This is a genomic window from Rickettsia endosymbiont of Villa modesta (genome assembly GCF_964026485.1).
Taxonomy (GTDB): Bacteria; Pseudomonadota; Alphaproteobacteria; order Rickettsiales; family Rickettsiaceae; genus Rickettsia; species Rickettsia asembonensis.
This window is the reverse complement of record NZ_OZ032157.1, coordinates 1,030,330-1,051,212: the sequence shown is the minus strand read 5'-3', so window position 1 is coordinate 1,051,212 and position 20,883 is coordinate 1,030,330. Positions and strand designations below refer to the sequence as shown.

Genomic DNA, 20,883 nt, shown 5'->3' with positions numbered 1-20,883 from the left:
AATAAACTCCAATTAAGTTTAGATTGTAAATATTGTTTTTTCGTCATTACGAGCAAGCATTGTTGCGTGGATACCAATGTCATTCCCGCGGAGGCGGGAATCCAGCATAAAGCGAGATAAATCGAGCTTTTAATTTCAAAAATTTGCTGTATTTATAATTTTTTTCTGGATTCCCGCCTCCGTGGAAATGACATCGAGTAGGTTTTATCGGTCCACGCGGGCAATGCCTGCTCGTAATGACGATCATTAACAACACCTAGATAGTAATTTTCAAACAAAGCCGTTAACTTGATGCTCCCCACAATTCCTTAAATTTACCCTTTTCCTTACGCACGAGTTCCATAAAAGTGCCGTCTTCTACGATTTTGCCTTTATCCATAACAATAATTCTATCCATATGCTTGATAGTAGATAATCTGTGAGCTATAGCAATTATAGTTACATTCTCAATATCAAGCATTGTGTTAATAGATTTTTGTACCTCTTGCTCTGTGTGGCTATCAAGACTTGAAGTTGCTTCATCTAAAACCAAGATTGGAGCGTTTTTAAGAATAGCACGAGCAATTGCTATACGTTGCCTCTGTCCGCCACTTAGCTTTACTCCTCTCTCACCGACAATGGTGTTATATTTTTCCGGTAAACTTTCGATAAATTCATGGATATTTGCAGCTTTGGCAGCATTTTCTATTTCAGTGGGCGTTGCATTCTCTTTTGCATATCCGATATTCTCACCTACTGAGCGATGAAAAAGCATAATATCTTGAGGAATTAGCGATATCTGCTCCCGTAGACTGTCAGAGGAAGTATCGTAAAGGCTTTGGTTATCGATTATAATATCACCGACTCCGGCTTTAAAGTTCTTTAACAATAATGCAATCAAAGTAGATTTACCGCTACCTGAATGCCCTACGATACCTACTTTTTCACCGGCTTTAATATGTAAATTAAGATGCTCAAATACACTACTACCCTCTTTGTATGCAAAAGATATATCCTTAAATATCATCTCTCCTTTAGAAATCTTTAATTCAGCAGCATCTTCTTTATCTATAGTATCTTGCGGGGTTTGCATGATTGTAAAGGCGGAGCGAAATGCTGCTACATCTTCTAAAAAGTCTTTAACTCTCATAGTAGCATGCCAAGAATTTTCAGCAAATAAAAAAGTTAGTGACATAATAAAAGCGATATCACCGATACTAATTTCACCAAGATTACGTAAATGAATTACATATATACTTCTTCAACATGAAGAGTTGTTAAAATGATTAGGCACAATGGTTTGAAAATTGTCATTTACCAATGAAGAAATTTTATTTTTATATTTTTCAATATTTTCAAAAAATATTCGTATAGAATCAGTAAATGTCTCAAAATTCGCATAAAATTTATTGTTACTTACAACAGAATGCATAAATTTCCACAGTCGTTCAATTGGATTCAAATTAGGACTATATGCTGGCAAAAATAGTAACTCTATTTTACTGTATTGTAGATATTCTTTTACCTTTTTTGACCTATGATATCCAGCATTATCGCATATCAAATAAATCTTACTTTTATCTTGATTATTTGCTTCTAATTTCTTTAAAAATTCAATAATATAATCACCATTAACCTTAGGATTGTCAGTTGTTACTACCTCTAAATCCTTAAGATTAATAGCACCAATAATATGTTTACGCTTCCAACCACTGAAACTTGGTAATGTTTTAACTACATTCTTTCTAATCCAACCAAATTTTGCTCGAGTTTGGTATTGAGGATGAACACTATCCATAAAATAAATAGACTCATCTTTAGCTAAATTATTTTTTAGCAAACTATATTGCAGCTTAAATTCCTCTTGCTTAGCTAAATCTATTTTTCCAGGAATTAACTTAGGTTTCTTATAACTAAAACCAAGTCTGTGTAATAGCTTGATTACCCCAGCTAATGTATAGATTACTCCATATTGACGTTCTATGAACAAACCTATATCTCTAGCATACATACAATTATTATTTTCTAGATGAACTATTAACTCTGCTTCCTCCTGTCTAGTAAGTTTACTATCACTACCGCCATTTCCAGGCTTAAGCTTCTGAGCATTATGATAATCTATTAAATGTTTTCTTATCCCTTCATCACTCAGTAATAACACTTTCGATATCTCATCAATACTATAGCTATCATCATACATGAAAACAGCTTTGATTCTATCACAAATCCTCTTATCCCTTTCGCTTCTATGGTAAAGCTTTAATTCTTCTTTTTCTACTGATGTTAATTTTCTATAAATCCATTCTTACTTAATAACACTTGCTGACTTCTTTGACAATTTTTCATTTACTAGAGGTATATAAGGGTAGAGTATCAGAGGTTAAAGATAAATAAAATATAGGTGCATCGGCAGGATTTACTTTACGATATGAGGGCGGGGTAGGTAAGTCGTTCGGTAATTGCTTAACGGCGGATGAAATAGCTGCTTGTACGTCTTGTGCTGCGGCATCTATATCTCGGTCTAAATTAAATTGCAAAGTAATTTGAGTAGTGCCGTTACTATTAACCGAACTCATCGAATCAATATCGGATATTGTCGAGAATTGCTTTTCAAGCGGTAATGCAACCGAAGATGCCATAGTAGTCGGGTCAGCTCCAGGCAAGCTTACTGAAACCTGAATAGTCGGGAAATCGATATCAGGTAAAACGCTTACCGGTAATAGCTTATAGCCGAATGCTCCAAATAGCAAAATAGTTACCATAAATAAAGTAGCAAGAACCGGACGCTTAATAAATATTTCTGAAATACCCAATTATTTTTCTCCTGTTTTATATTTTTTCCGTCATTGCGAAGAGAGGTATTGCCCGTGTGAATCGTTTTATGTCATTCCCGCGAAAGCGGGAATCCAGAAAAAAAAATATAAATACAGCAAATTTTTGAAATTAAAAGCTCGATTTATCTCGCTTTATGCTGGATTCCCGCTTCCGCGGGAATGACATTGGTATCCACGCAACAATGCTACGCGAGGATGACATCTTATTCCCTAACGCTCACCTCTGTTCCGTTAGATAGTCGTAGCTGCCCGTTGGTTATCACTGTTTCTCCCTCATCTATACCCCTTTTAATAACAATAAAATCATCGTTAGAAAAAACTATATCTATATTCTTGACCACTGCTTTATTCTCTTTGTCGACGACAAATACATAAGGTCCTTGATCGTTAGTTTGCATTGCCTTAGACGGAACTATTAGAGCATCTTTTTCGGTATAGATTGTTAAAGATACACGCACGAACTGCCCAGGCCATAATATTTCATCATTATTAAGTAATGTTGCTTTGACTTTGATAGTACCGTATTTGGATCAATTACATTATCGACAAACACTATCTCACCGTCTTTAATTTCCTGATTGTACAGTTCTAACCATCAAAGCCAAGTCATTAGATTTTTGAGATTTATTAATACGATCTAGATATTCTTCAGGTACGGAAAAACTGACATAAATAGGTGAGATGGTATTTATAGTGACAAGACTTGCAAAATCCGGTGACACTAAATCACCTATATCTACATTACTCTCACTAAGTTTACCGTCAAAAGGAGCTACTATTTTTGAATACTCGATTTGTAAATTAGCATCTGCAATAATTGCTTTATCTCGCTCAACAGCGGCTTTAAGCATATTCATATTAGTTAGCATCTGTAAATATTACTCTTCCGAGACGGCTTTTTCTTCATATAAAGCACGATATCTTGCTTCTTCTTTTATAGCATTTTCGAGGTTATAAGTATCACTTAGTAAATTTGCTTGTGCTTGTTGTAATTGATTTTGAAACGGACGAGAATCGATTTCATATAATAAATCACCTGCTTTTACTTCTTGTCCATCATCAAAATTTACACTTAATATTTGTCCTGTAACTTGGGGTCTAATATCGGCACTTTGGTAAGTTTCAGCTGCTCCTGCAAGTTCTATCACATAAGGTACGTCTTTTCTGATAACTTTTGTTACCTCAACCGGAGCTGCTATTATTGTTTGTTTATTACTTTTATGATGATGCTTTATTACCCAAAATACTAATATTACCATTAGTACTAGTAATGTTATCAATATCAAATTCCGCATTGTTGTTTTAAGCATTGTTTTAACCCAGGTTAATGTCATCCCGTGGCTTGCCACGGGATCTTTTAAAAATATGCTGTGTTCTGAGATACCGCGGTCAAGCCGCGGTATGACATTTTTACCACTCCCCTCCGAGTGCATGGAAAATATTAACCATAGAACTTAGCTGTGAAAGTTTTATAGCCACCCCGTCAATTTCGTTTTGTAGTACGTTTTGTTTAGCTGTAAGCACTGTTAAGTAATCTATATTACCTCGTTTATAACGCTGATCAGCAAGCTTAAATATAGATGTTAAAGCTGCTTCATTTTGTTGCCAAATATGAAAATTACTGTTTGATGTTTGTTCAAACGATAAAGCATCCATAACTTCCCCAAAAGCTGTGCGTACTACTGATTTATATTGTGCTATATATTGTTCTTTAACACTTTCGGCAATTTGTACATTAGCTCTAGTTTTGCCAAAATCAAAAATAGGTCCTACTATGTTGCCGCCTACCTGCCAGACTTGTGCCGAGTTAGTAAATAGAGTATTAAGTTTATTGCTACCGAATCCTAATAAACCTGTTAAAGAAATTTGTGGAAAATAAGTAGCTTTTATTGCTTTTAAGTTTGCATCTGCTGCTAGTAAATTCTGCTCTGCTGCTTTAATATCCGGTCTTTGCTCTAAAAGTTCTGACGGTAATATTTTAGGTAATACCGGTATAGCAGGAAAGTAATCTATTGGTTTATTACGATAAATTAAGCCGTTTACTATATTTTCAGGAGTCCTACCTACTAAAATTTTCAAAGTGGTTTCCTGCTCATGTCTTTGTTGTTTTAAAGGCGGTAATGATAAATTAGTAAGTGCAAGCTCGGAAGCAGCTTCGCTAACCGATATTAAATCACCCACACCAAGATTATATAATTTCTGATTTAATTTATAAATTTCCGTTTGAGCCTCAATTAGCTTTTCAGTTAGATAGATTTGTTTGTCTAATGCTAAAAGATTAAAGTAACTTATAGTGACGTTACTTATAACTGATAAACGTACCGCTGCCTTGCTATACTCGCTTGCAAGGAAAGTTTTTTTAGCCGATTCGCTAGCATTTGCAGCAGCTCCCCATAAATCCAGCTCATAATTAAGCACGCTTGCTAGTCCAAAATTATTAGAAAATTTTGGCTCATTCGGTGCTTTTGTTTTCTTGCTATTTTTTGTTCGATTTGCTCCTCCCTGTAAATTGATTTGTGGAAATCTATAAACGCCAGTTTAGGATAAGAAGAGTTTAAGATTATCGAAAAAAGAGTTTAAAATATTAGTTTTAGTAATATTAAAAGCATTAACACAAGCTAGAATATGAACTAAAAAATTAGTAGGTGATCGATGCCTTGAGTGTTCAAGATTCATATTATTTTTTAGGACATTAAATACTGACTCAACCAACGACCTTTTTCTAAGCTGTATTTTATCTTCCATTTCCAATAAATGATTCTTCATATCTTTTCTAATTCCTGTAAATAAGCGTAATCCACGACCTAATAATTTAGTAAATAATTCCTTAGAAATATATCCCTTATCACCAAAGAGTTTACCTTGTAATCCATCAGTTATATCGTCTGCTACCGATAAATCACTATTATTTGCTTTGGTAATTTTGATCGCCATAATCGCTCCCTTATTGTTAATTACTATATGCAACTTAAACCCCATAAACCATCCATAACTACTCATCCCTATTTTAGCTATATACTTCTTTAACTTGAAAAGTTGGAAAATGAATATTTAGATGAGCGAATAATCAATGTTCTTATGGATAATTAATATCTAATACTACCAATTCTTCAGGTAAAAGAAGTATACCACTAAATACTTTATTGCTATTTGTACGTTTTGTATGACATATCGATAATTTAGTTGAATCTATGCAATAAATTCCTGTTTCCTCTCCTCTAAATAGTTGCAACATTATAACCAAGCGGTAGAATTAATCTTGACCATAATTGTATTATTCGACTATAACTTGGTAATTTAAAATAACCTCTATATTTATATGATAAGTGATATAAATAATAATTCTTAAAATCTTTGCACGGCGATATATAAAAATATAATACGATAGTTAAAAGCTCTGAAAGGCTTAAATTCCCTTCTCTCCGGCGTTTTCTATCTGTTGGTATTAATTTTTGCTTCTCCCATTCTTCATATATTTCACAAAAATTGTCTAGTATCTAAAATAAAGTTGTGATACATTTTTTCATTGTTGGGTTCTTGTTTTTTTGTTGAAAAACTTCAGTAACCCAACACTCTTAACTTGTAAATACTTTATTCTTATTCCATGCTTCTCTTCTTCCTTATCCTAAATTCGCGTTATTAAACTTTGATCTATTAAATCAGCATTGTTACTCATAAATTTATCTGATTATATTAATTATATACCAAAAGTTATAATAAGAATTCAGAAATAGTCAAAGAAATATATTTTGCAAAGCTAGAAATATTAATATAGATTAAGTACAAAAAGGAATTAGTGAGTAAAATGCTGAAAGAACAGAATTTAGACATAGAAAGAAAACAAGATCATATTGAAATTAATCTTACGAAAAACGTTGAATCTACGCTTAAAAGCGGTTTTGAATCTATTCAATTTATTCACAACGCATTACCGGAAATTAACTACGATAGCATAGATACTACTAGCACTTTCCTTGGAAAATCTTTGCAAGCACCTATTCTCATTTCTAGTATGACCGGAGGTACGACTAGAGCCGGAGATATTAACTATCGACTTGCACAGACCGCTCAAAAAGCCGGAATCGCTATGGGAATTGGCTCTATGCGGGTTTTGTTAACGAAGCCGGATGCGATCAAGACATTTGCGGTAAGGGATGTTGCTCCCGATATCCCATTACTCGCCAATATCGGTGCAGTGCAACTTAATTATGGAGTGACACCTAAAGAATGTCAGTATTTAGTAGATACTATTAAAGCCGATGCTTTAATCCTCCATCTGAATATATTGCAGGAGCTAACGCAGCCGGAAGGTAATAGAAATTGGGAAAATCTTTTACCTAAGATAAGAGAAGTGGTTAATTACCTCTCTGTCCCTGTAATCGTTAAAGAAGTAGGATATGGTTTATCTAAAAAAGTTGCTGAGAGTCTTATAGAGGTAGGGGTTAAAGTTCTTGATATTGCAGGAAGCGGTGGAACATCTTGGAGTCAAGTAGAGGCTTATCGTGCTACAAATTCATTACAAAATCGTATAGCTAGTAGCTTTATTAACTGGGGAATCCCGACTTTAGATTCTCTTAAAATGGTGCGAGAAGTTTCAGGAAATATTCCGATTATTGCCAGCGGTGGGTTAAAATCCGGCATTGACGGGGCAAAAGCAATCCGTATGGGAGCTAATATTTTTGGACTTGCCGGTCAATTTTTAAAAGCGGCAGATATATCAGAAAGCTCGGTTTCCGAAGAAATACAATTAATAATCGAGCAGCTTAAAATTACCATGCTATGCACCGGATCACGCACTTTAAAAGATTTAGCAAAAGCTGAGATTAGGTTGTAGTAATTAATACACTACAATAGCATGATGCAAAAACCGCCACATATTTTGGATTAGAGGATAATCAACAAGTGTGGCAGGAATTCAATCATTTTTTTATAAAACCGTTACTTGTCACATACATAATTCCATCAACGGTATGATCACCTAAATAATATTCAATAGGTGGATATCCAATACTCCAATCACTAGCATCAAGCATAATAGGCACAAGAATTTTTTTGAAAGAAATTTTAGAAAAATCTTCGACTTCTACAGGTGAAAAAGGAGAATTGAACTCCTGAATACTATAAACGCGAATTTAGGATAAGGAAGAAGAGAAGCATGGAATAAGAATAAAGTATTTACAAGTTAAGAGTGTTGGGTTACTGAAGTTTTTCAACAAAAAAACAAGAACCCAACAATGAAAAAATGTATCACAACTTTATTTTATATACTAGACAATTTTTGTGAAATATATGAAGAATGGGAGAAGCAAAAATTAATACCGACAGATAGAAAACGCCGGAGAGAAGGGAATTTAAGCCTTTCAGAGCTTTTAACTATCGTATTATATTTTTATATATCGCCGTGCAAAGATTTTAAGAATTATTATTTATATCACTTATCATATAAATATAGAGGTTATTTTAAATTACCAAGTTATAGTCGAATAATACAATTATGGTCAAGATTAATTCTACCGCTTGGTTATAATGTTGCAACTATTTAGAGGAGAGGAAACAGGAATTTATTGCATAGATTCAACTAAATTATCGATATGTCATACAAAACGTACAAATAGCAATAAAGTATTTAGTGGTATACTTCTTTTACCTGAAGAATTGGTAGTATTAGATATTAATTATCCATAAGAACATTGATTATTCGCTCATCTAAATATTCATTTTCCAACTTTTCAAGTTAAAGAAGTATATAGCTAAAATAGGGATGAGTAGTTATGGATGGTTTATGGGGTTTAAGTTGCATATAGTAATTAACAATAAGGGAGCGATTATGGCGATCAAAATTACCAAAGCAAATAATAGTGATTTATCGGTAGCAGACGATATAACTGATGGATTACAAGGTAAACTCTTTGGTGATAAGGGATATATTTCTAAGGAATTATTTACTAAATTATTAGGTCGTGGATTACGCTTATTTACAGGAATTAGAAAAGATATGAAGAATCATTTATTGGAAATGGAAGATAAAATACAGCTTAGAAAAAGGTCGTTGGTTGAGTCAGTATTTAATGTCCTAAAAAATAATATGAATCTTGAACACTCAAGGCATCGATCACCTACTAATTTTTTAGTTCATATTCTAGCTTGTGTTAATGCTTTTAATATTACTAAAACTAATATTTTAAACTCTTTTTTCGATAATCTTAAACTCTTCTTATCCTAAACTGGCGTTATAATTATCTCCTTGAACTACTCCGCAACTTTGACATGTGGACATAAAATATCGCACATTCACTGTAGCAGAGTAATTTATAGCATAATTATTAGTATATTTTAATATTTCTGAATAAGCAGACGAAGAAATATCTTGTATATAGGAAATAATTGAAACATTATCCATATAATCAAATACCAGTTTACTTACCTTACTACTATCTTCTGCTATGTCACTTTCTTCATCATTTAATACTTCAAAATCTTCAGGCAATACAATAGCATTAATTTTAGTATTTTTACCGCACTTAAAACATTGATGTTATGTTTGTGCTAAGTAAAAATATGGAGCTTTTAAGTTAAATAATGATACGAGCGGTAACCATCTTGAAAAAAAACCTATATTTACACCGCTAGGTATACTTCTTCAACATGAAGAGTTGTTAAAATGATTAGGAACAATGGTTTGAAAATTGTCATTTACCAATGAAGAAATTTTATTTTTATATTTTTCAATATTTTCAAAAAATATTCGTATAGAATCAGTAAATGTCTCAAAATTCGCATAAAATTTATTGTTACTTACAACAGAATGCATAAATTCCCACAGTCGTTCAATTGGATTCAAATTAGGACTATATGCTGGCAAAAATAGTAACTCTATTTTACTGTATTGTAGATATTCTTTTACCTTTTTTGACCTATGATATCCAGCATTATCGCATATCAAATAAATCTTACTTTTATCTTGATTATTTGCTTCTAATTTCTTTAAAAATTCAATAATATAATCACCATTAACCTTAGGATTGTCAGTTGTTACTACCTCTAAATCCTTAAGATTAATAGCACCAATAATATGTTTACGCTTCCAACCACTGAAACTTGGTAATGTTTTAACTACATTCTTTCTAATCCAACCAAATCTTGCTCGAGTTTGGTATTGAGGATGAACACTATCCATAAAATAAATAGACTCATCTTTAGCTAAATTATTTTTTAGCAAACTATATTGCAGCTTAAATTCCTCTTGCTTAGCTAAATCTATTTTTCCAGGAATTAACTTAAGTTTCTGATAACTAAAACCAAGTCTGTGTAACAGCTTGATTACCCCAGCTAATGTATAGATTACTCCATATTGACGTTCTATGAACAAACCTATATCTCTAGCATACACATAATTATTATTTTCTAGATGAACTATTAACTCTGCTTCCTCCTGTCTAGTAAGTTTACTATCACTACCGCCATTTCCAGGCTTAAGCTTCTGAGCATTATGATAATCTATTAAATGTTTTCTTATCCCTCCCCATCACTCAGTAATAACACTTTCGATATCTCATCAATACTATAGCTATCATCATACATGAAAACAGCTTTGATTCTATCACAAATCCTCTTATCCCTTTCGCTTCTATGGTAAAGCTTTAATTCTTCTTTTTCTACTGATGTTAATTTTCTATAAATCCATTCTTACTTAATAACACTTGCTGACTTCTTTGACAATTTTTCATTTACTAGAGGTATATATATTATTAGAATCTGTATTTTTTGAAAAAAATTTAAACATAATTTATCCCTTTTAAAAATTTTGATTAAATTTAATACTTAGTTAAGAAAGTAATAATTAATTAATATATTCCGACTAAATATTATAACGCGTTATTGATAGTTTCTTTTTTGTCTTAGGTCCATTATACACTAATAGCCTGGCACATGTCAAGAGGAAATATTAAAAAATTAATAATTCCTTATTTAGTTAAAAATACATTGATGATTTTTCTGTGAAAAGGTCCTGGTGTTACATGGATCTATGCCATTCCTAGCTAAAAGCGGGAAAGTGTTGTTGTGTGGATCAATTTTATCTCTGTCATCCCGTGGCTTGACCACGGGATCCAGTTAAAAATACTAAAATTATTAGTATTTTTTATTGTTTTTATGGACCCCGTGGTCAAGCCACGGGGTGACACAGTAGATTCCCGTCTACGCAACAAAGCAGCCTTGCGGGAATGATATAAAAAAAATTTTATCTACTATTACCCTGACCTTTGCCAGTTGATTTATTAGTAGGGCTAGCCGACGGAGTAGGAAATTGTTTAGTTTTATGCATTGGCTTGTTCCCGGTCGTAAATTTGTTTATTAATTTTTGTGCTATAGCCGTAACGGGATTCTTGCTAGCAACATTTAAGTTTTTTGCAACGACTTGTGGAGGTTTGGTTGCAATAGGCTTTGTTTGAGGAGCTGGTGTTTCAATAGAGCTTGCATAACCTTGATGGGGTCTACTTGGCTCTTGTTTTTGAGTAGATTTCGATTGTTGGGGTGTTACAATAGAAGTTGTAAAACCTTGATATGGTTTATTTACTTCAGCTTGTTTTCTTTTTGGTGTATTCAAAACATTGTGCGTTGCCTGATGTTCGCTTTTGCTTATTTGTTTACCAACTTTATTAAATTTTGTTCTTTCTTTTATTGACTTTTCCGTATCTTCTGTTGACATAAATCCCCTATATTTAATAGCTGTTATTTTATTAAACCATTATTTATCAAGTCAAACAAGTTAATTAAAATTAAATTAAGTTAAAATATTAGTTAGAAATATTAAACTGTTACTTTAGAGGTACTCTATATTGTAGACAAAGTCTTTACATACTTTATAATAAACCAAATGTAGAAATAGAAGATGCATATGAGTGATAAGTTAGATTCTTATGAACAAGATATTGAAGATAATTTTGAAAAACAGCAAACAATAATAAGAAATAATATATGAGTTTTATAGAAGAATTTATAAATAAAGGATATTTCCATCAATGTACCAATTTGGATCGGTTAACTATTATAACGAAAGAAACAAAAATAGCGGCTTATATAGGCTTTGACTGTACTGCTACCTCGCTACATATCGGTAGTTTAATGCAGATAATGATATTACGGTTGCTTCAGCAGCATGGGCATAAGCCTATTGTAATTATCGGCGGCGGTACGAGTAAAATCGGTGATCCTACTTGGAAAGACGAAGCTCGTAAAATCTTAAGTAAAGAAGATATCGCTAAGAATGCTGAAGGGATTAAAAAATCTTTATCGAAATTTATCAAGTTCGGCGAAGGTGAAAGTGATGCTATAATGCTGGATAACACAGAGTGGTTGGATTCGCTCAATTATCTAGCGTTCTTAAGAGATTTTGGTATTCATTTTTCAATCAACCGTATGCTTACTATGGATTCGGTAAAGCTAAGACTTGAGCGTGAGCAGCATTTAAGCTTTTTAGAGTTTAACTATATGTTGTTGCAAGCATATGATTTTTACTATTTAAGCAAGCATTATAATTGTAGCTTGCAACTTGGCGGTAGCGATCAATGGGGCAATATCGTAATGGGTGCCGATTTAACCCGTAAAATAAGCGGCAAAGATGTGTTCGGTATGACGACGCCACTACTTACGACTAGCTCGGGTGCTAAGATGGGCAAGACTGCTGCGGGAGCAGTATGGCTTAATGAAGATTTGTTAAGCCCGTATGATTATTATCAATATTGGCGTAACTGCGAGGATGCCGACATAGTTAGATTTGCCAAATTATATAGCGAGTTAACTCAAGAAGAGCTTAATAAGTTTGAAAGTTTAGCGGCTGAAGATATTAATGCAGCTAAAAAACAGCTTGCTTATGAGCTAACTAAGCTTTGTCATTCGGAGCAGGCAGCAAAATCAGCTTTAGAAACTGCGGTAAAGATATTTGAAGAAGGGCAAATCGATGAGAATTTACCTGCTGTTGTTTTAGAGCAGGAGGTATTACAAGCAGGTATTAGTGCGTATGAGTTATTTCATGAAGCAGGTCTTGCTAGCTCTAAGTCAGAAGCACGCAAACTTATAAGAGGGAAAGGTGCTAAAATAAATGATGAGGTGGTTGCAGATGAGAATATGATAATTAATACTACTTTTTTACTTGATAAAAATGTTATAAAGCTCTCTTCCGGTAAAAAAAGACATATATTAGTTAAGGTTTAAGCGGTAATTCTTGAATATAAAATTAAATCGTGCTAAATTGAAACTATAAAATTTAAGTGGATAGGTCTGACTATGTTTCAGCGTAGTATTAGAGAAGTTATAGAGCGGCTTTCTCAGTTTTTTCCTGTAATTGGTATTACCGGCCCTAGACAATCAGGAAAAACTACTTTAGCTAAAATGCTATTTCCTAATTTACCTTATGTATCGTTAGAAGATTTAGACATTCGATTGCAAGCAAAAGAAGACACGCGTACCTTTTTATCTAAATATCATAATGGGGCTATTTTTGATGAAGTGCAGCATGTACCGGAGCTATTATCTTATTTACAAGGTGTAGTAGATGCCTCGCCTCAAAAGGGAAGATATGTAATTACCGGTTCTCAAAATTTTGCTCTTAATCATAATATAACCCAATCGCTTGCAGGGCGTGTTGGTATGGTTACTTTATTACCTTTGAGTTTATCTGAAATTCAAAAAACAGAAAACCCTTTAACTTCTATATTTAAAGGGGGATACCCTTCTTTGCATAATTTAAATATATCCTCGCTTGATTTTTATCCATACTATACTCAAACTTATATTGAACGAGATGTACGGCAATTACAAAATATCGGTGACCTAAATCAGTTTCGTAGTTTTTTGGGGTTATGTGCGGGTAGAATAGGGCAGATTGTGAATTTTTCTTCTTTGGCACAAGATTGCGGTATTTCACATACTACGGCTAGGCAGTGGCTTAACATATTAGAAGCAAGTTATATTATTTTCTTTCTCCATCCGTTTTATAAAAATTTTAACAAGCGACTCATAAAGATGCCAAAATTATATTTTTATGATACCGGTCTTGCTTGTAATTTGTTAGGACTTGAACAAGATAAACAATTAGAAACTCATTACCTCAAAGGGGCATTATATGAAAATTTAGTAATTTTGGAGCTTTTAAAAGGTAGATTAAATTTAGGGTTACCGGCAAATTTTTATTTTTGGCGTGATAAAACAGGTCATGAAATAGATTGTGTCGGTGAGTGGGGCGGTAAGATAAAAGCGATAGAGATTAAATTTAACTCCACTTTGCAGAAAGATTTTATTAAGAATCTAACTTATTTTTCTAAATTTGATCCTAATATTGAAAATTATTTAGTTTATAATGGAAAGCAAGATGGTAGTTTTTTAAATACTAATTTAACCCCGTTAGGACAAATCGCTCAGATATTAAAATGACTAAAATAAGGCTTGATGAATATTTGCTGCAAAAAGGTTTTGTAACAGATATTGCTGTAGCACGAAGCTTGATTATCCAAGGTAAAGTACATAATAAGCATGAGCAGTTAATTAAGCCTGGGATACAGGTTAATATAAATGATACCGACATTAAGGTAAAGCTACCGCAGCATAATTATGTTTCAAGAGGAGCATTAAAATTAATTGCTGCTTTGGATTATTTTAAAATTGATCCCGAAAATTTAGTTTGTATTGATATCGGTAGTAGCACCGGCGGTTTTACCGAAGTATTACTTGAACGTAAAGCAAAATTAATTTTTGCCGTAGATGTCGGTTATGGTGAACTTCATCCTAAATTACGTGACAATCCACAAATTAAAGTGCTTGAGAAGACTAATGCACGATATTTAACCGATAAGCAAATAACAACGAAGCCTGATTTAATTGTTTGTGATGCCAGTTTTATTAGCTTAACCACTATATTACCGACTCCACTAAATTTAGCTAAAGAAGATTGCATGCTAATTGCTTTAATAAAACCGCAGTTTGAGGTCGAAAAGCATGAAGTAGAGCAGGGCGGAATTATTAAAAATCCTCTCTTACATCAAAAAGTATGCGATAAAATCAAAGATTGGCTTGCAAAAGAGCATAATTTTAAAATATTTAGTATTATAGAAAGTCCAATACTAGGAGCTAAGGGGAATAAGGAGTTTTTAATATGCGGAAAAAGAAAAAATGGTTATTTTTTATCCTCAATTTGAATTGTTTTAGTAATCATTGCATCTTCTAATGTATAATTATTCAATGTTTTTATAAATGCTTCATTTGCCTCTTTAATAAAATGTTTAAATTGGCATGAATTTGTAATTCTACAGCTATTAGTATTTTTATTGAAACATTCTACTATATCCATATTAGGTTCTAATTTTTCTATTATATCTCCCAACTTCATGGAAGAAGGGCTAAATGCTAGCTTAATTCCTCCTACTTTTCCTTTACTACTATTAATATATCCTAATTGTGCTAATCTGTGGATCACTTTTACCAAATGATTAAGGGAAATATTATAGTACACTGATATCTCTTTTACACTACAAACTCTTTCCGGTTTTGAAGAAGTATACCTCTAGTAAATGAAAAATTGTCAAAGAAGTCAGCAAGTGTTATTAAGTAAGAATGGATTTATAGAAAATTAACATCAGTAGAAAAAGAAGAATTAAAGCTTTACCATAGAAGCGAAAGGGATAAGAGGATTTGTGATAGAATCAAAGCTGTTTTCATGTATGATGATAGCTATAGTATTGATGAGATATCGAAAGTGTTATTACTGAGTGATGGGGAGGGATAAGAAAACATTTAATAGATTATCATAATGCTCAGAAGCTTAAGCCTGGAAATGGCGGTAGTGATAGTAAACTTACTAGACAGGAGGAAGCAGAGTTAATAGTTCATCTAGAAAATAATAATTATGTGTATGCTAGAGATATAGGTTTGTTCATAGAACGTCAATATGGAGTAATCTATACATTAGCTGGGGTAATCAAGCTGTTACACAGACTTGGTTTTAGTTATCAGAAGCCTAAGTTAATTCCTGGAAAAATAGATTTAGCTAAGCAAGAGGAATTTAAGCTGCAATATAGTTTGCTAAAAAATAATTTAGCTAAAGATGAGTCTATTTATTTTATGGATAGTGTTCATCCTCAATACCAAACTCGAGCAAGATTTGGTTGGATTAGAAAGAATGTAGTTAAAACATTACCAAGTTTCAGTGGTTGGAAGCGTAAACATATTATTGGTGCTATTAATCTTAAGGATTTAGAGGTAGTAACAACTGACAATCCTAAGGTTAATGGTGATTATATACTTCTTTAACTTGAAAAGTTGGAAAATGAATATTTAGATGAGCGAATAATCAATGTTCTTATGGATAATTAATATCTAATACTACCAATTCTTCAGGTAAAAGAAGTATACCACTAAATACTTTATTGCTATTTGTACGTTTTGTATAACATATCGATAATTTAGTTGAATCTATGCAATAAATTCCTGTTTCCTCTCCTCTAAATAGTTGCAACATTATAACCAAGCGGTAGAATTAATCTTGACCATAATTGTATTATTCGACTATAACTTGGTAATTTAAAATAACCTCTATATTTATATGATAAGTGATATAAATAATAATTCTTAAAATCTTTGCACGGCGATATATAAAAATATAATACGATAGTTAAAAGCTCTGAAAGGCTTAAATTCCCTTCTCTCCGGCGTTTTCTATCTGTTGGTATTAATTTTTGCTTCTCCCATTCTTCATATATTTCACAAAAATTGTCTAGTATATAAAATAAAGTTGTGATACATTTTTTCATTGTTGGGTTCTTGTTTTTTTGTTGAAAAACTTCAGTAACCCAACACTCTTAACTTGTAAATACTTTATTCTTATTCCATGCTTCTCTTCTTCCTTATCCTAAATTCGCGTTTCTAATAATGTCAATAAAGTTATATTAAAAGAAATAGCCGTATCGGCTTTTAACGGTTTTGTACTTGCAATTATCGGAGCAGGACTTAGCTTTGTGATGTTGCTTGACTTAAATCTTAGCGTTATTTTTGCTATTGCAGTTATTTTTAATTTTTTAGTAGCCGGATTATTCGGCTCTGCTATTCCTATAATACTGCATTATTTTGATATAGACCCCGCTGCAGGCTCCGGCGTATTTCTAACAACCATAACCGATGCTCTAGGTTTCCTAACTTTCTTAAGCCTTGCTCATATTTTTTTAGTGTAATATCTATTCAAATAAAAATACATATACTTCTTTTACCTGAAGAATTGGTAGTATTAGATATTAATTATCCATAAGAACATTGATTATTCGCTCATCTAAATATTCATTTTCCAACTTTTCAAGTTAAAGAAGTATATATAAGTCTAGTTACTATAATATGTATTTTAAATACATATTATATAAATTTCAAATTTATATTATTAAAAAAGGAGTTATTATGTCTAGAACAACTATAGTGAAAGAAATAAGAAAAGCTGCTGAGCTATCTAAGAATTTTGATATTACTAAATCTTTAAATTTTTATGGAAATTTAGCAACTAAATATGAAGCAGTGGTAAATGAATTTTTTAATAGTAATAGTTTTAATACTGAAAAACCTGAGAAAGGAATACAGTAGTGAAACAGATGAAGTAGATCTTTTAGAAGTAATCCAATCAGCATTAGAGAATGATCATAAATTTAAAAATGCGGTATCAAAAATTGTCGGTATACATGTAGGGCGTAATATTCCTTCAGAGCTATATCAACCTGTTGCTGAAGAGCTTATATCAAATGTAGGTAAGGACAACAAGCTGGTAACGGAAATATTAAATATAGTAGGAAAGCATTTTGTAGATGCTGAAAAGAAGCAATATGATGAATTAAAAGAAAAGTATAATATAGAGAGTTTTGAAAGTCATAAAATAAAAATTGAAATAGAAAGTGCTGATAAAAATACAGCAAAAATAAAATTTTATGGACAAAATGAACAAAAAGTAATACCGCATAAACATGGGCAAGTTATTACTGTTAAAGTAGGAGAAAAATACAGTGAATTTACAGTTATAAAAACCGGTCATGATGAAGAAGGTTATTATTATGAATGTCTAATAAAGAAAAATCCTAATGGAACTGTAACAAATTATCTATTTGATTCTGAAAATCAGCTAGTAAAAGTACACCCTTCATATATACTTCTTTAACTTGAAAAGTTGGAAAATGAATATTTAGATGAGCGAATAATCAATGTTCTTATGGATAATTCATATCTAATACTACCAATTCTTCAGGTAAAAGAAGTATACATTATCATACCGGTAGAATAGCTGAAGAATTTTTATTAGGTATGTTAAAAGGCAAAACCTATGAAATTTGCGGTCCTCGTTCTTTTAACAATCATGTGCAACATATATTAGAAGAGAAAATGGGGGTTATGTATACTCAGATTCATATAGAAGAATTTTTGTTCATCAGGAGGATACTATGATCCATCTCTAAGCGGGCAAGATGGGTTATCAAGTATTTGCCCATCTATAAATATGTTGTTTTACAAAAATATAAAGTTAAATATTGCTTATATATTCTAATTAGTGTATTTTCGTTACGGATAAGCATTATAAAAATTATAGATAGGTGGGTTTATCCCACCTTTTTTGTTATAAACATCAAATATGCAAACTATTGAACAACAAATAACAAACGTAATAGAAGAATCCTTGACGGATATGGGGTTTGAGTTAGTTCTTGTTAAGTTTAAAGGTGTTAACCCTAAAGTAGTCGAGATATTAATTGATAGCTTAAACGGTGAAAAAATATCTGTGGAAGATTGTACTAAAGCAAGTAGAACTATCTCCGCTATTCTAGATGTTGAAGATTTAATAGAAGATGCATATTCTTTAGAGGTAGCATCAAGCGGTCTTGAACGTCCGTTAGTAAAGTTTGAAAATTATAATAGATTTTTAGGAAGAGAAGTTAAAATCAAACTTAAAGAATTATTGAACGGCAAAACTCGTTATCAGGGTAAAATAATTAAAGCCGAAAATAATAAAATATATTTAAAATTTGAAGAACAAGAAGTACTAATTGATTATGATTTAATTAAAAATGCCAATCTAGTTTTAACTGAAGAAGTATTTAAAAAATTACTAGGTTCTGTGAAAGTTTCTAATTGATTGGCTATTTTGAGGTATTTTTAAAAAATAACCAAAATTAAATCTTTTTAGAAATTGTACGCAAGAACCTAAAGCAATAAGAGATAATGTATGTCTAATATAGGTAATGTAGAAATTTTACAAATTATAGATTCTGTAGCCCGTGAGAAAGGAATATCAAAAGAAATTTTGATTTCAACGGTTGAACAAGCGGTACAAGTAGCAGGACGAAAAAAATACGGTAATGAATATAATATTAAAGCTCAGATAAATAGGAAAACCGGTGAGATAAATCTTTTAAGAATCTTAAAAATAGTAGAAGATGTAGAAGATTACTTAACGCAAATCTCACTTGAAGAAGCTTTAATAAAGAATCCGGAAGCTAAAATCGGTGATGAGATATATGAATATTTACCACCGATTGATCATGCTAGAGTATCGGCTCAAGCTGCAAAACAAGTTATAACTCAACGTGTTATAGAAGCTGAACGTGAAAAGCAATATCATGACTTTAAAGATAGAAAAGGCGAAATTATAAACGGGATAGTTAAGAGAATAGAATACGGTGATGTAATAGTTGACTTGAGTTGTGCTGAAGCAATAATAAAAAAAGATCAATTAATTAAGGGTGAGAATTTTAAACCTAATGATCGTATAAAAGTATATGTACAGGATGTAAGGCAAGAAACAAAAGGACCACAGATTTTCTTGTCTAGAGTAGATAACCAAATGCTGGTTAAGCTATTTAAGCTAGAAGTACCTGAAATTCTTGAAGATATTATTCAAATAAAATCAGTAGCACGTGATCCCGGTTCGAAAGCAAAAATAGCGGTATTTGCTTCGGATAGTAGTATAGATCCCGTAGGCTCATGCGTAGGTATTAGAGGTAATAGAGTAAAAGCCATAACAAATGAGTTAAACGGAGAGAAAATTGATATAGTATTATGGAGTGATGATCTGGCACAGTTTATAGTTAATGCTCTTGCACCGCTTGCACCCGGGGAAATTACAAAAATTTTGATTGATGAGGATAGGCATAAGGTAGAAGTAGTAGTTTCGCAAGAAAATCAAAGTATTGCAATAGGTAGAAGAGGGCAGAATGTTCGTTTAGCTTCTAAGCTTACAGGTTGGAATATCGATATAATGACCGAAGAGCGAGAATCAAAAAGAAGAAACGAAGAGTTCTTAACTTCTACGGAATTATTTATGGAAGCTTTAGATGTTGAAGAAGTTATAGGTCAGCTTTTATCGGTAACGGGATTTAATTCGGTAGAACAAATCGCAACTAGTGAAGTTAGTACTTTAACAAGAATCGAAGGCTTTGAGGAAGAACTCGCCGTAGAGATCAAAAATCGAGCTATTAATTACGTCGATCTTAAGAATGAAAAGATTATCAAAAAGCTAGAGGATCTGGGAGTTGAGCAAGAATTAATAGATATATTAGAATTACCGCTTGAATTAACATTAAAATTTGCCGAATATGGTATAAAGACCATAGAAGATTTAGGAGAGATGAGCGTAAATGAATTTAAAAATTTAGCTCCAAATTCTAATATAACGGACGAAAATATTAAATTGCTGATTAAAACTGCTAGACAGCACGGTGAATTAAAGGATAGTTAGAGGATGAGAATGTACGTCGTTCCTGTGAAAGGGTGGTTGCATGAATCAAAAAACATGCTCGATGTCATTCCCGCATAGGCGGGAATCCAGATTTTTTATTGTCACCCCGTGGCTTGACCACGGGGTCCATAAAAACAATTTAAACTACTAATAATTTTAGTATTTTTAACTGGATCCCGCGATCAAGTCGCGGGATGACAATAGAAAACCGGTCCATGCAACAAAGCCTCCTCGCAATGACGAGAAAAACTGATCCATGCGGGCAACATTTCTGCGGGAATGACATAATAAGTAGTAGACGGAAAAAACAGAAACACA

The 20,883-nt window shown here is 32.4% G+C and carries 22 protein-coding genes and 6 pseudogenes; 12 read left to right on the top strand and 16 right to left on the bottom strand.

Going from position 1 to position 20,883, the window contains the following annotated elements:
• Positions 1-79: 79 nt before the first annotated feature.
• The 9 genes and pseudogenes from AC5584_RS06065 to AC5584_RS06025 form a co-directional block, all read right to left on the bottom strand.
• Positions 80-247, bottom strand: coding sequence for a hypothetical protein (locus AC5584_RS06065; RefSeq protein ID WP_499216181.1), 168 nt, complete (start codon positions 245-247; stop codon positions 80-82).
• Between the two features lie 36 nt (positions 248-283).
• Positions 284-1,174 carry an ABC transporter ATP-binding protein gene (locus AC5584_RS06060; RefSeq protein WP_499216180.1) on the bottom strand — a complete coding sequence of 297 codons (891 nt, stop codon included), beginning with the start codon at positions 1,172-1,174 and terminating at the stop codon, positions 284-286.
• 66 nt (positions 1,175-1,240) lie between these two features.
• The gene (locus tag AC5584_RS06055; RefSeq protein ID WP_499217013.1) at positions 1,241-2,194 is read right to left on the bottom strand and encodes an IS630 family transposase; all 954 of its coding nucleotides are present in this window, start codon (positions 2,192-2,194) and stop codon (positions 1,241-1,243) included.
• 127 nt (positions 2,195-2,321) lie between these two features.
• The gene (locus AC5584_RS06050) at positions 2,322-2,792 is read right to left on the bottom strand and encodes an efflux RND transporter permease subunit (RefSeq protein WP_499216179.1); all 471 of its coding nucleotides are present in this window, start codon (positions 2,790-2,792) and stop codon (positions 2,322-2,324) included.
• Positions 2,793-3,016: 224 nt separating this feature from the next.
• A complete protein-coding gene (locus AC5584_RS06045) occupies positions 3,017-3,271 on the bottom strand; it encodes an efflux RND transporter periplasmic adaptor subunit (RefSeq protein ID WP_499216178.1) in 255 nt (84 codons plus the stop codon).
• Between the two features lie 108 nt (positions 3,272-3,379).
• The gene (locus AC5584_RS06040; protein WP_499216177.1) at positions 3,380-3,682 is read right to left on the bottom strand and encodes an efflux RND transporter periplasmic adaptor subunit; all 303 of its coding nucleotides are present in this window, start codon (positions 3,680-3,682) and stop codon (positions 3,380-3,382) included.
• A gap of 9 nt (positions 3,683-3,691) precedes the next feature.
• On the bottom strand, positions 3,692-4,246 hold the full coding sequence (locus AC5584_RS06035) for an efflux RND transporter periplasmic adaptor subunit (RefSeq protein ID WP_499216176.1): 555 nt from the start codon (positions 4,244-4,246) through the stop codon (positions 3,692-3,694).
• Entirely contained in the window at positions 4,224-5,327 is a 1,104-nt protein-coding gene (locus tag AC5584_RS06030; protein ID WP_499217012.1) for a TolC family protein, read from the bottom strand. The genes AC5584_RS06035 and AC5584_RS06030 overlap by 23 nt, the downstream gene beginning before the upstream one ends.
• 24 nt (positions 5,328-5,351) lie before the next feature.
• Positions 5,352-6,310, bottom strand: a pseudogene (locus AC5584_RS06025) (IS982 family transposase).
• Between the two features lie 308 nt (positions 6,311-6,618).
• Between AC5584_RS06025 and fni the strand changes: the two are divergent.
• Positions 6,619-7,647, top strand: a complete 1,029-nt coding sequence (fni, locus tag AC5584_RS06020) for a type 2 isopentenyl-diphosphate Delta-isomerase (protein ID WP_410527771.1) — start codon at positions 6,619-6,621, stop codon at positions 7,645-7,647.
• Positions 7,648-7,732: 85 nt separating this feature from the next.
• On the opposite strand, the gene AC5584_RS06015 is transcribed toward fni, so the two are convergent.
• Positions 7,733-7,855, bottom strand: a complete 123-nt coding sequence (locus AC5584_RS06015; protein WP_499216175.1) for a hypothetical protein — start codon at positions 7,853-7,855, stop codon at positions 7,733-7,735.
• A 192-nt stretch (positions 7,856-8,047) separates the two neighbouring features.
• On the opposite strand from AC5584_RS06015, the pseudogene AC5584_RS06010 reads away from it, so the two are divergent.
• Positions 8,048-9,036 (top strand): annotated as a pseudogene (locus AC5584_RS06010) (IS982 family transposase).
• Here the strand turns inward: AC5584_RS06010 and AC5584_RS06005 are convergent.
• The 4 genes from AC5584_RS06005 to AC5584_RS05990 all read right to left on the bottom strand — a co-directional run bounded on the left by AC5584_RS06005 (position 9,028) and on the right by AC5584_RS05990 (position 11,520).
• Positions 9,028-9,300: a hypothetical protein gene (locus AC5584_RS06005; RefSeq protein WP_499216174.1), complete on the bottom strand. Its 273-nt coding sequence runs from the start codon at positions 9,298-9,300 to the stop codon at positions 9,028-9,030. The pseudogene AC5584_RS06010 and the gene AC5584_RS06005 sit on opposite strands and share 9 nt — an antisense overlap.
• A gap of 153 nt (positions 9,301-9,453) precedes the next feature.
• Positions 9,454-10,314: an IS630 family transposase gene (locus AC5584_RS06000; protein ID WP_499217011.1), complete on the bottom strand. Its 861-nt coding sequence runs from the start codon at positions 10,312-10,314 to the stop codon at positions 9,454-9,456.
• Positions 10,315-10,852: 538 nt separating this feature from the next.
• Complete coding sequence (locus AC5584_RS05995) at positions 10,853-11,020, bottom strand: hypothetical protein (protein ID WP_499217093.1); 168 nt, start codon at positions 11,018-11,020, stop codon at positions 10,853-10,855.
• 32 nt (positions 11,021-11,052) lie between these two features.
• Positions 11,053-11,520, bottom strand: coding sequence for a hypothetical protein (locus tag AC5584_RS05990; RefSeq protein WP_499216173.1), 468 nt, complete (start codon positions 11,518-11,520; stop codon positions 11,053-11,055).
• Positions 11,521-11,709: 189 nt separating this feature from the next.
• Between AC5584_RS05990 and AC5584_RS05985 the strand changes: the two are divergent.
• The 4 genes and pseudogenes from AC5584_RS05985 to AC5584_RS05970 all read left to right on the top strand — a co-directional run.
• Positions 11,710-11,775 (top strand): annotated as a pseudogene (locus tag AC5584_RS05985) (CopG family antitoxin); the annotation flags it as partial.
• Between the two features lie 14 nt (positions 11,776-11,789).
• Entirely contained in the window at positions 11,790-13,025 is a 1,236-nt protein-coding gene (gene tyrS, locus AC5584_RS05980) for a tyrosine--tRNA ligase (RefSeq protein ID WP_499216172.1), read from the top strand.
• Positions 13,026-13,097: 72 nt separating this feature from the next.
• The gene (locus tag AC5584_RS05975; RefSeq protein WP_499216171.1) at positions 13,098-14,243 is read left to right on the top strand and encodes an ATP-binding protein; all 1,146 of its coding nucleotides are present in this window, start codon (positions 13,098-13,100) and stop codon (positions 14,241-14,243) included.
• Entirely contained in the window at positions 14,240-15,004 is a 765-nt protein-coding gene (locus tag AC5584_RS05970) for a TlyA family RNA methyltransferase (protein WP_499216170.1), read from the top strand. Before AC5584_RS05975 ends, AC5584_RS05970 begins: the two co-directional genes overlap by 4 nt.
• Here AC5584_RS05970 and AC5584_RS05965 read toward each other — a convergent pair.
• Positions 14,983-15,366, bottom strand: a pseudogene (locus tag AC5584_RS05965) (RrF2 family transcriptional regulator); the annotation flags it as partial. The gene AC5584_RS05970 and the pseudogene AC5584_RS05965 overlap by 22 nt on opposite strands.
• A gap of 347 nt (positions 15,367-15,713) precedes the next feature.
• Between AC5584_RS05965 and AC5584_RS05960 the strand changes: the two are divergent.
• The gene (locus AC5584_RS05960; RefSeq protein WP_499216169.1) at positions 15,714-16,115 is read left to right on the top strand and encodes a winged helix-turn-helix domain-containing protein; all 402 of its coding nucleotides are present in this window, start codon (positions 15,714-15,716) and stop codon (positions 16,113-16,115) included.
• A 103-nt stretch (positions 16,116-16,218) separates the two neighbouring features.
• On the opposite strand, the pseudogene AC5584_RS05955 reads toward AC5584_RS05960, so the two are convergent.
• Positions 16,219-16,615: pseudogene (locus AC5584_RS05955) on the bottom strand (transposase family protein); the annotation flags it as partial.
• 114 nt (positions 16,616-16,729) lie between these two features.
• On the opposite strand from AC5584_RS05955, the pseudogene AC5584_RS05950 reads away from it, so the two are divergent.
• The 5 genes and pseudogenes from AC5584_RS05950 to nusA all read left to right on the top strand — a co-directional run.
• Positions 16,730-17,032: pseudogene (locus AC5584_RS05950) on the top strand (magnesium transporter); the annotation flags it as partial.
• A gap of 217 nt (positions 17,033-17,249) precedes the next feature.
• Complete coding sequence (locus AC5584_RS05945; RefSeq protein WP_499216168.1) at positions 17,250-17,429, top strand: hypothetical protein; 180 nt, start codon at positions 17,250-17,252, stop codon at positions 17,427-17,429.
• Positions 17,371-17,994, top strand: a complete 624-nt coding sequence (locus AC5584_RS05940) for a hypothetical protein (protein ID WP_499216167.1) — start codon at positions 17,371-17,373, stop codon at positions 17,992-17,994. The genes AC5584_RS05945 and AC5584_RS05940 overlap by 59 nt, the downstream gene beginning before the upstream one ends.
• 468 nt (positions 17,995-18,462) lie before the next feature.
• The gene (rimP, locus tag AC5584_RS05935) at positions 18,463-18,963 is read left to right on the top strand and encodes a ribosome maturation factor RimP (RefSeq protein WP_499162911.1); all 501 of its coding nucleotides are present in this window, start codon (positions 18,463-18,465) and stop codon (positions 18,961-18,963) included.
• A 90-nt stretch (positions 18,964-19,053) separates the two neighbouring features.
• Positions 19,054-20,565: a transcription termination factor NusA gene (gene nusA, locus AC5584_RS05930; protein ID WP_499216166.1), complete on the top strand. Its 1,512-nt coding sequence runs from the start codon at positions 19,054-19,056 to the stop codon at positions 20,563-20,565.
• Positions 20,566-20,883 lie beyond the last annotated feature (318 nt).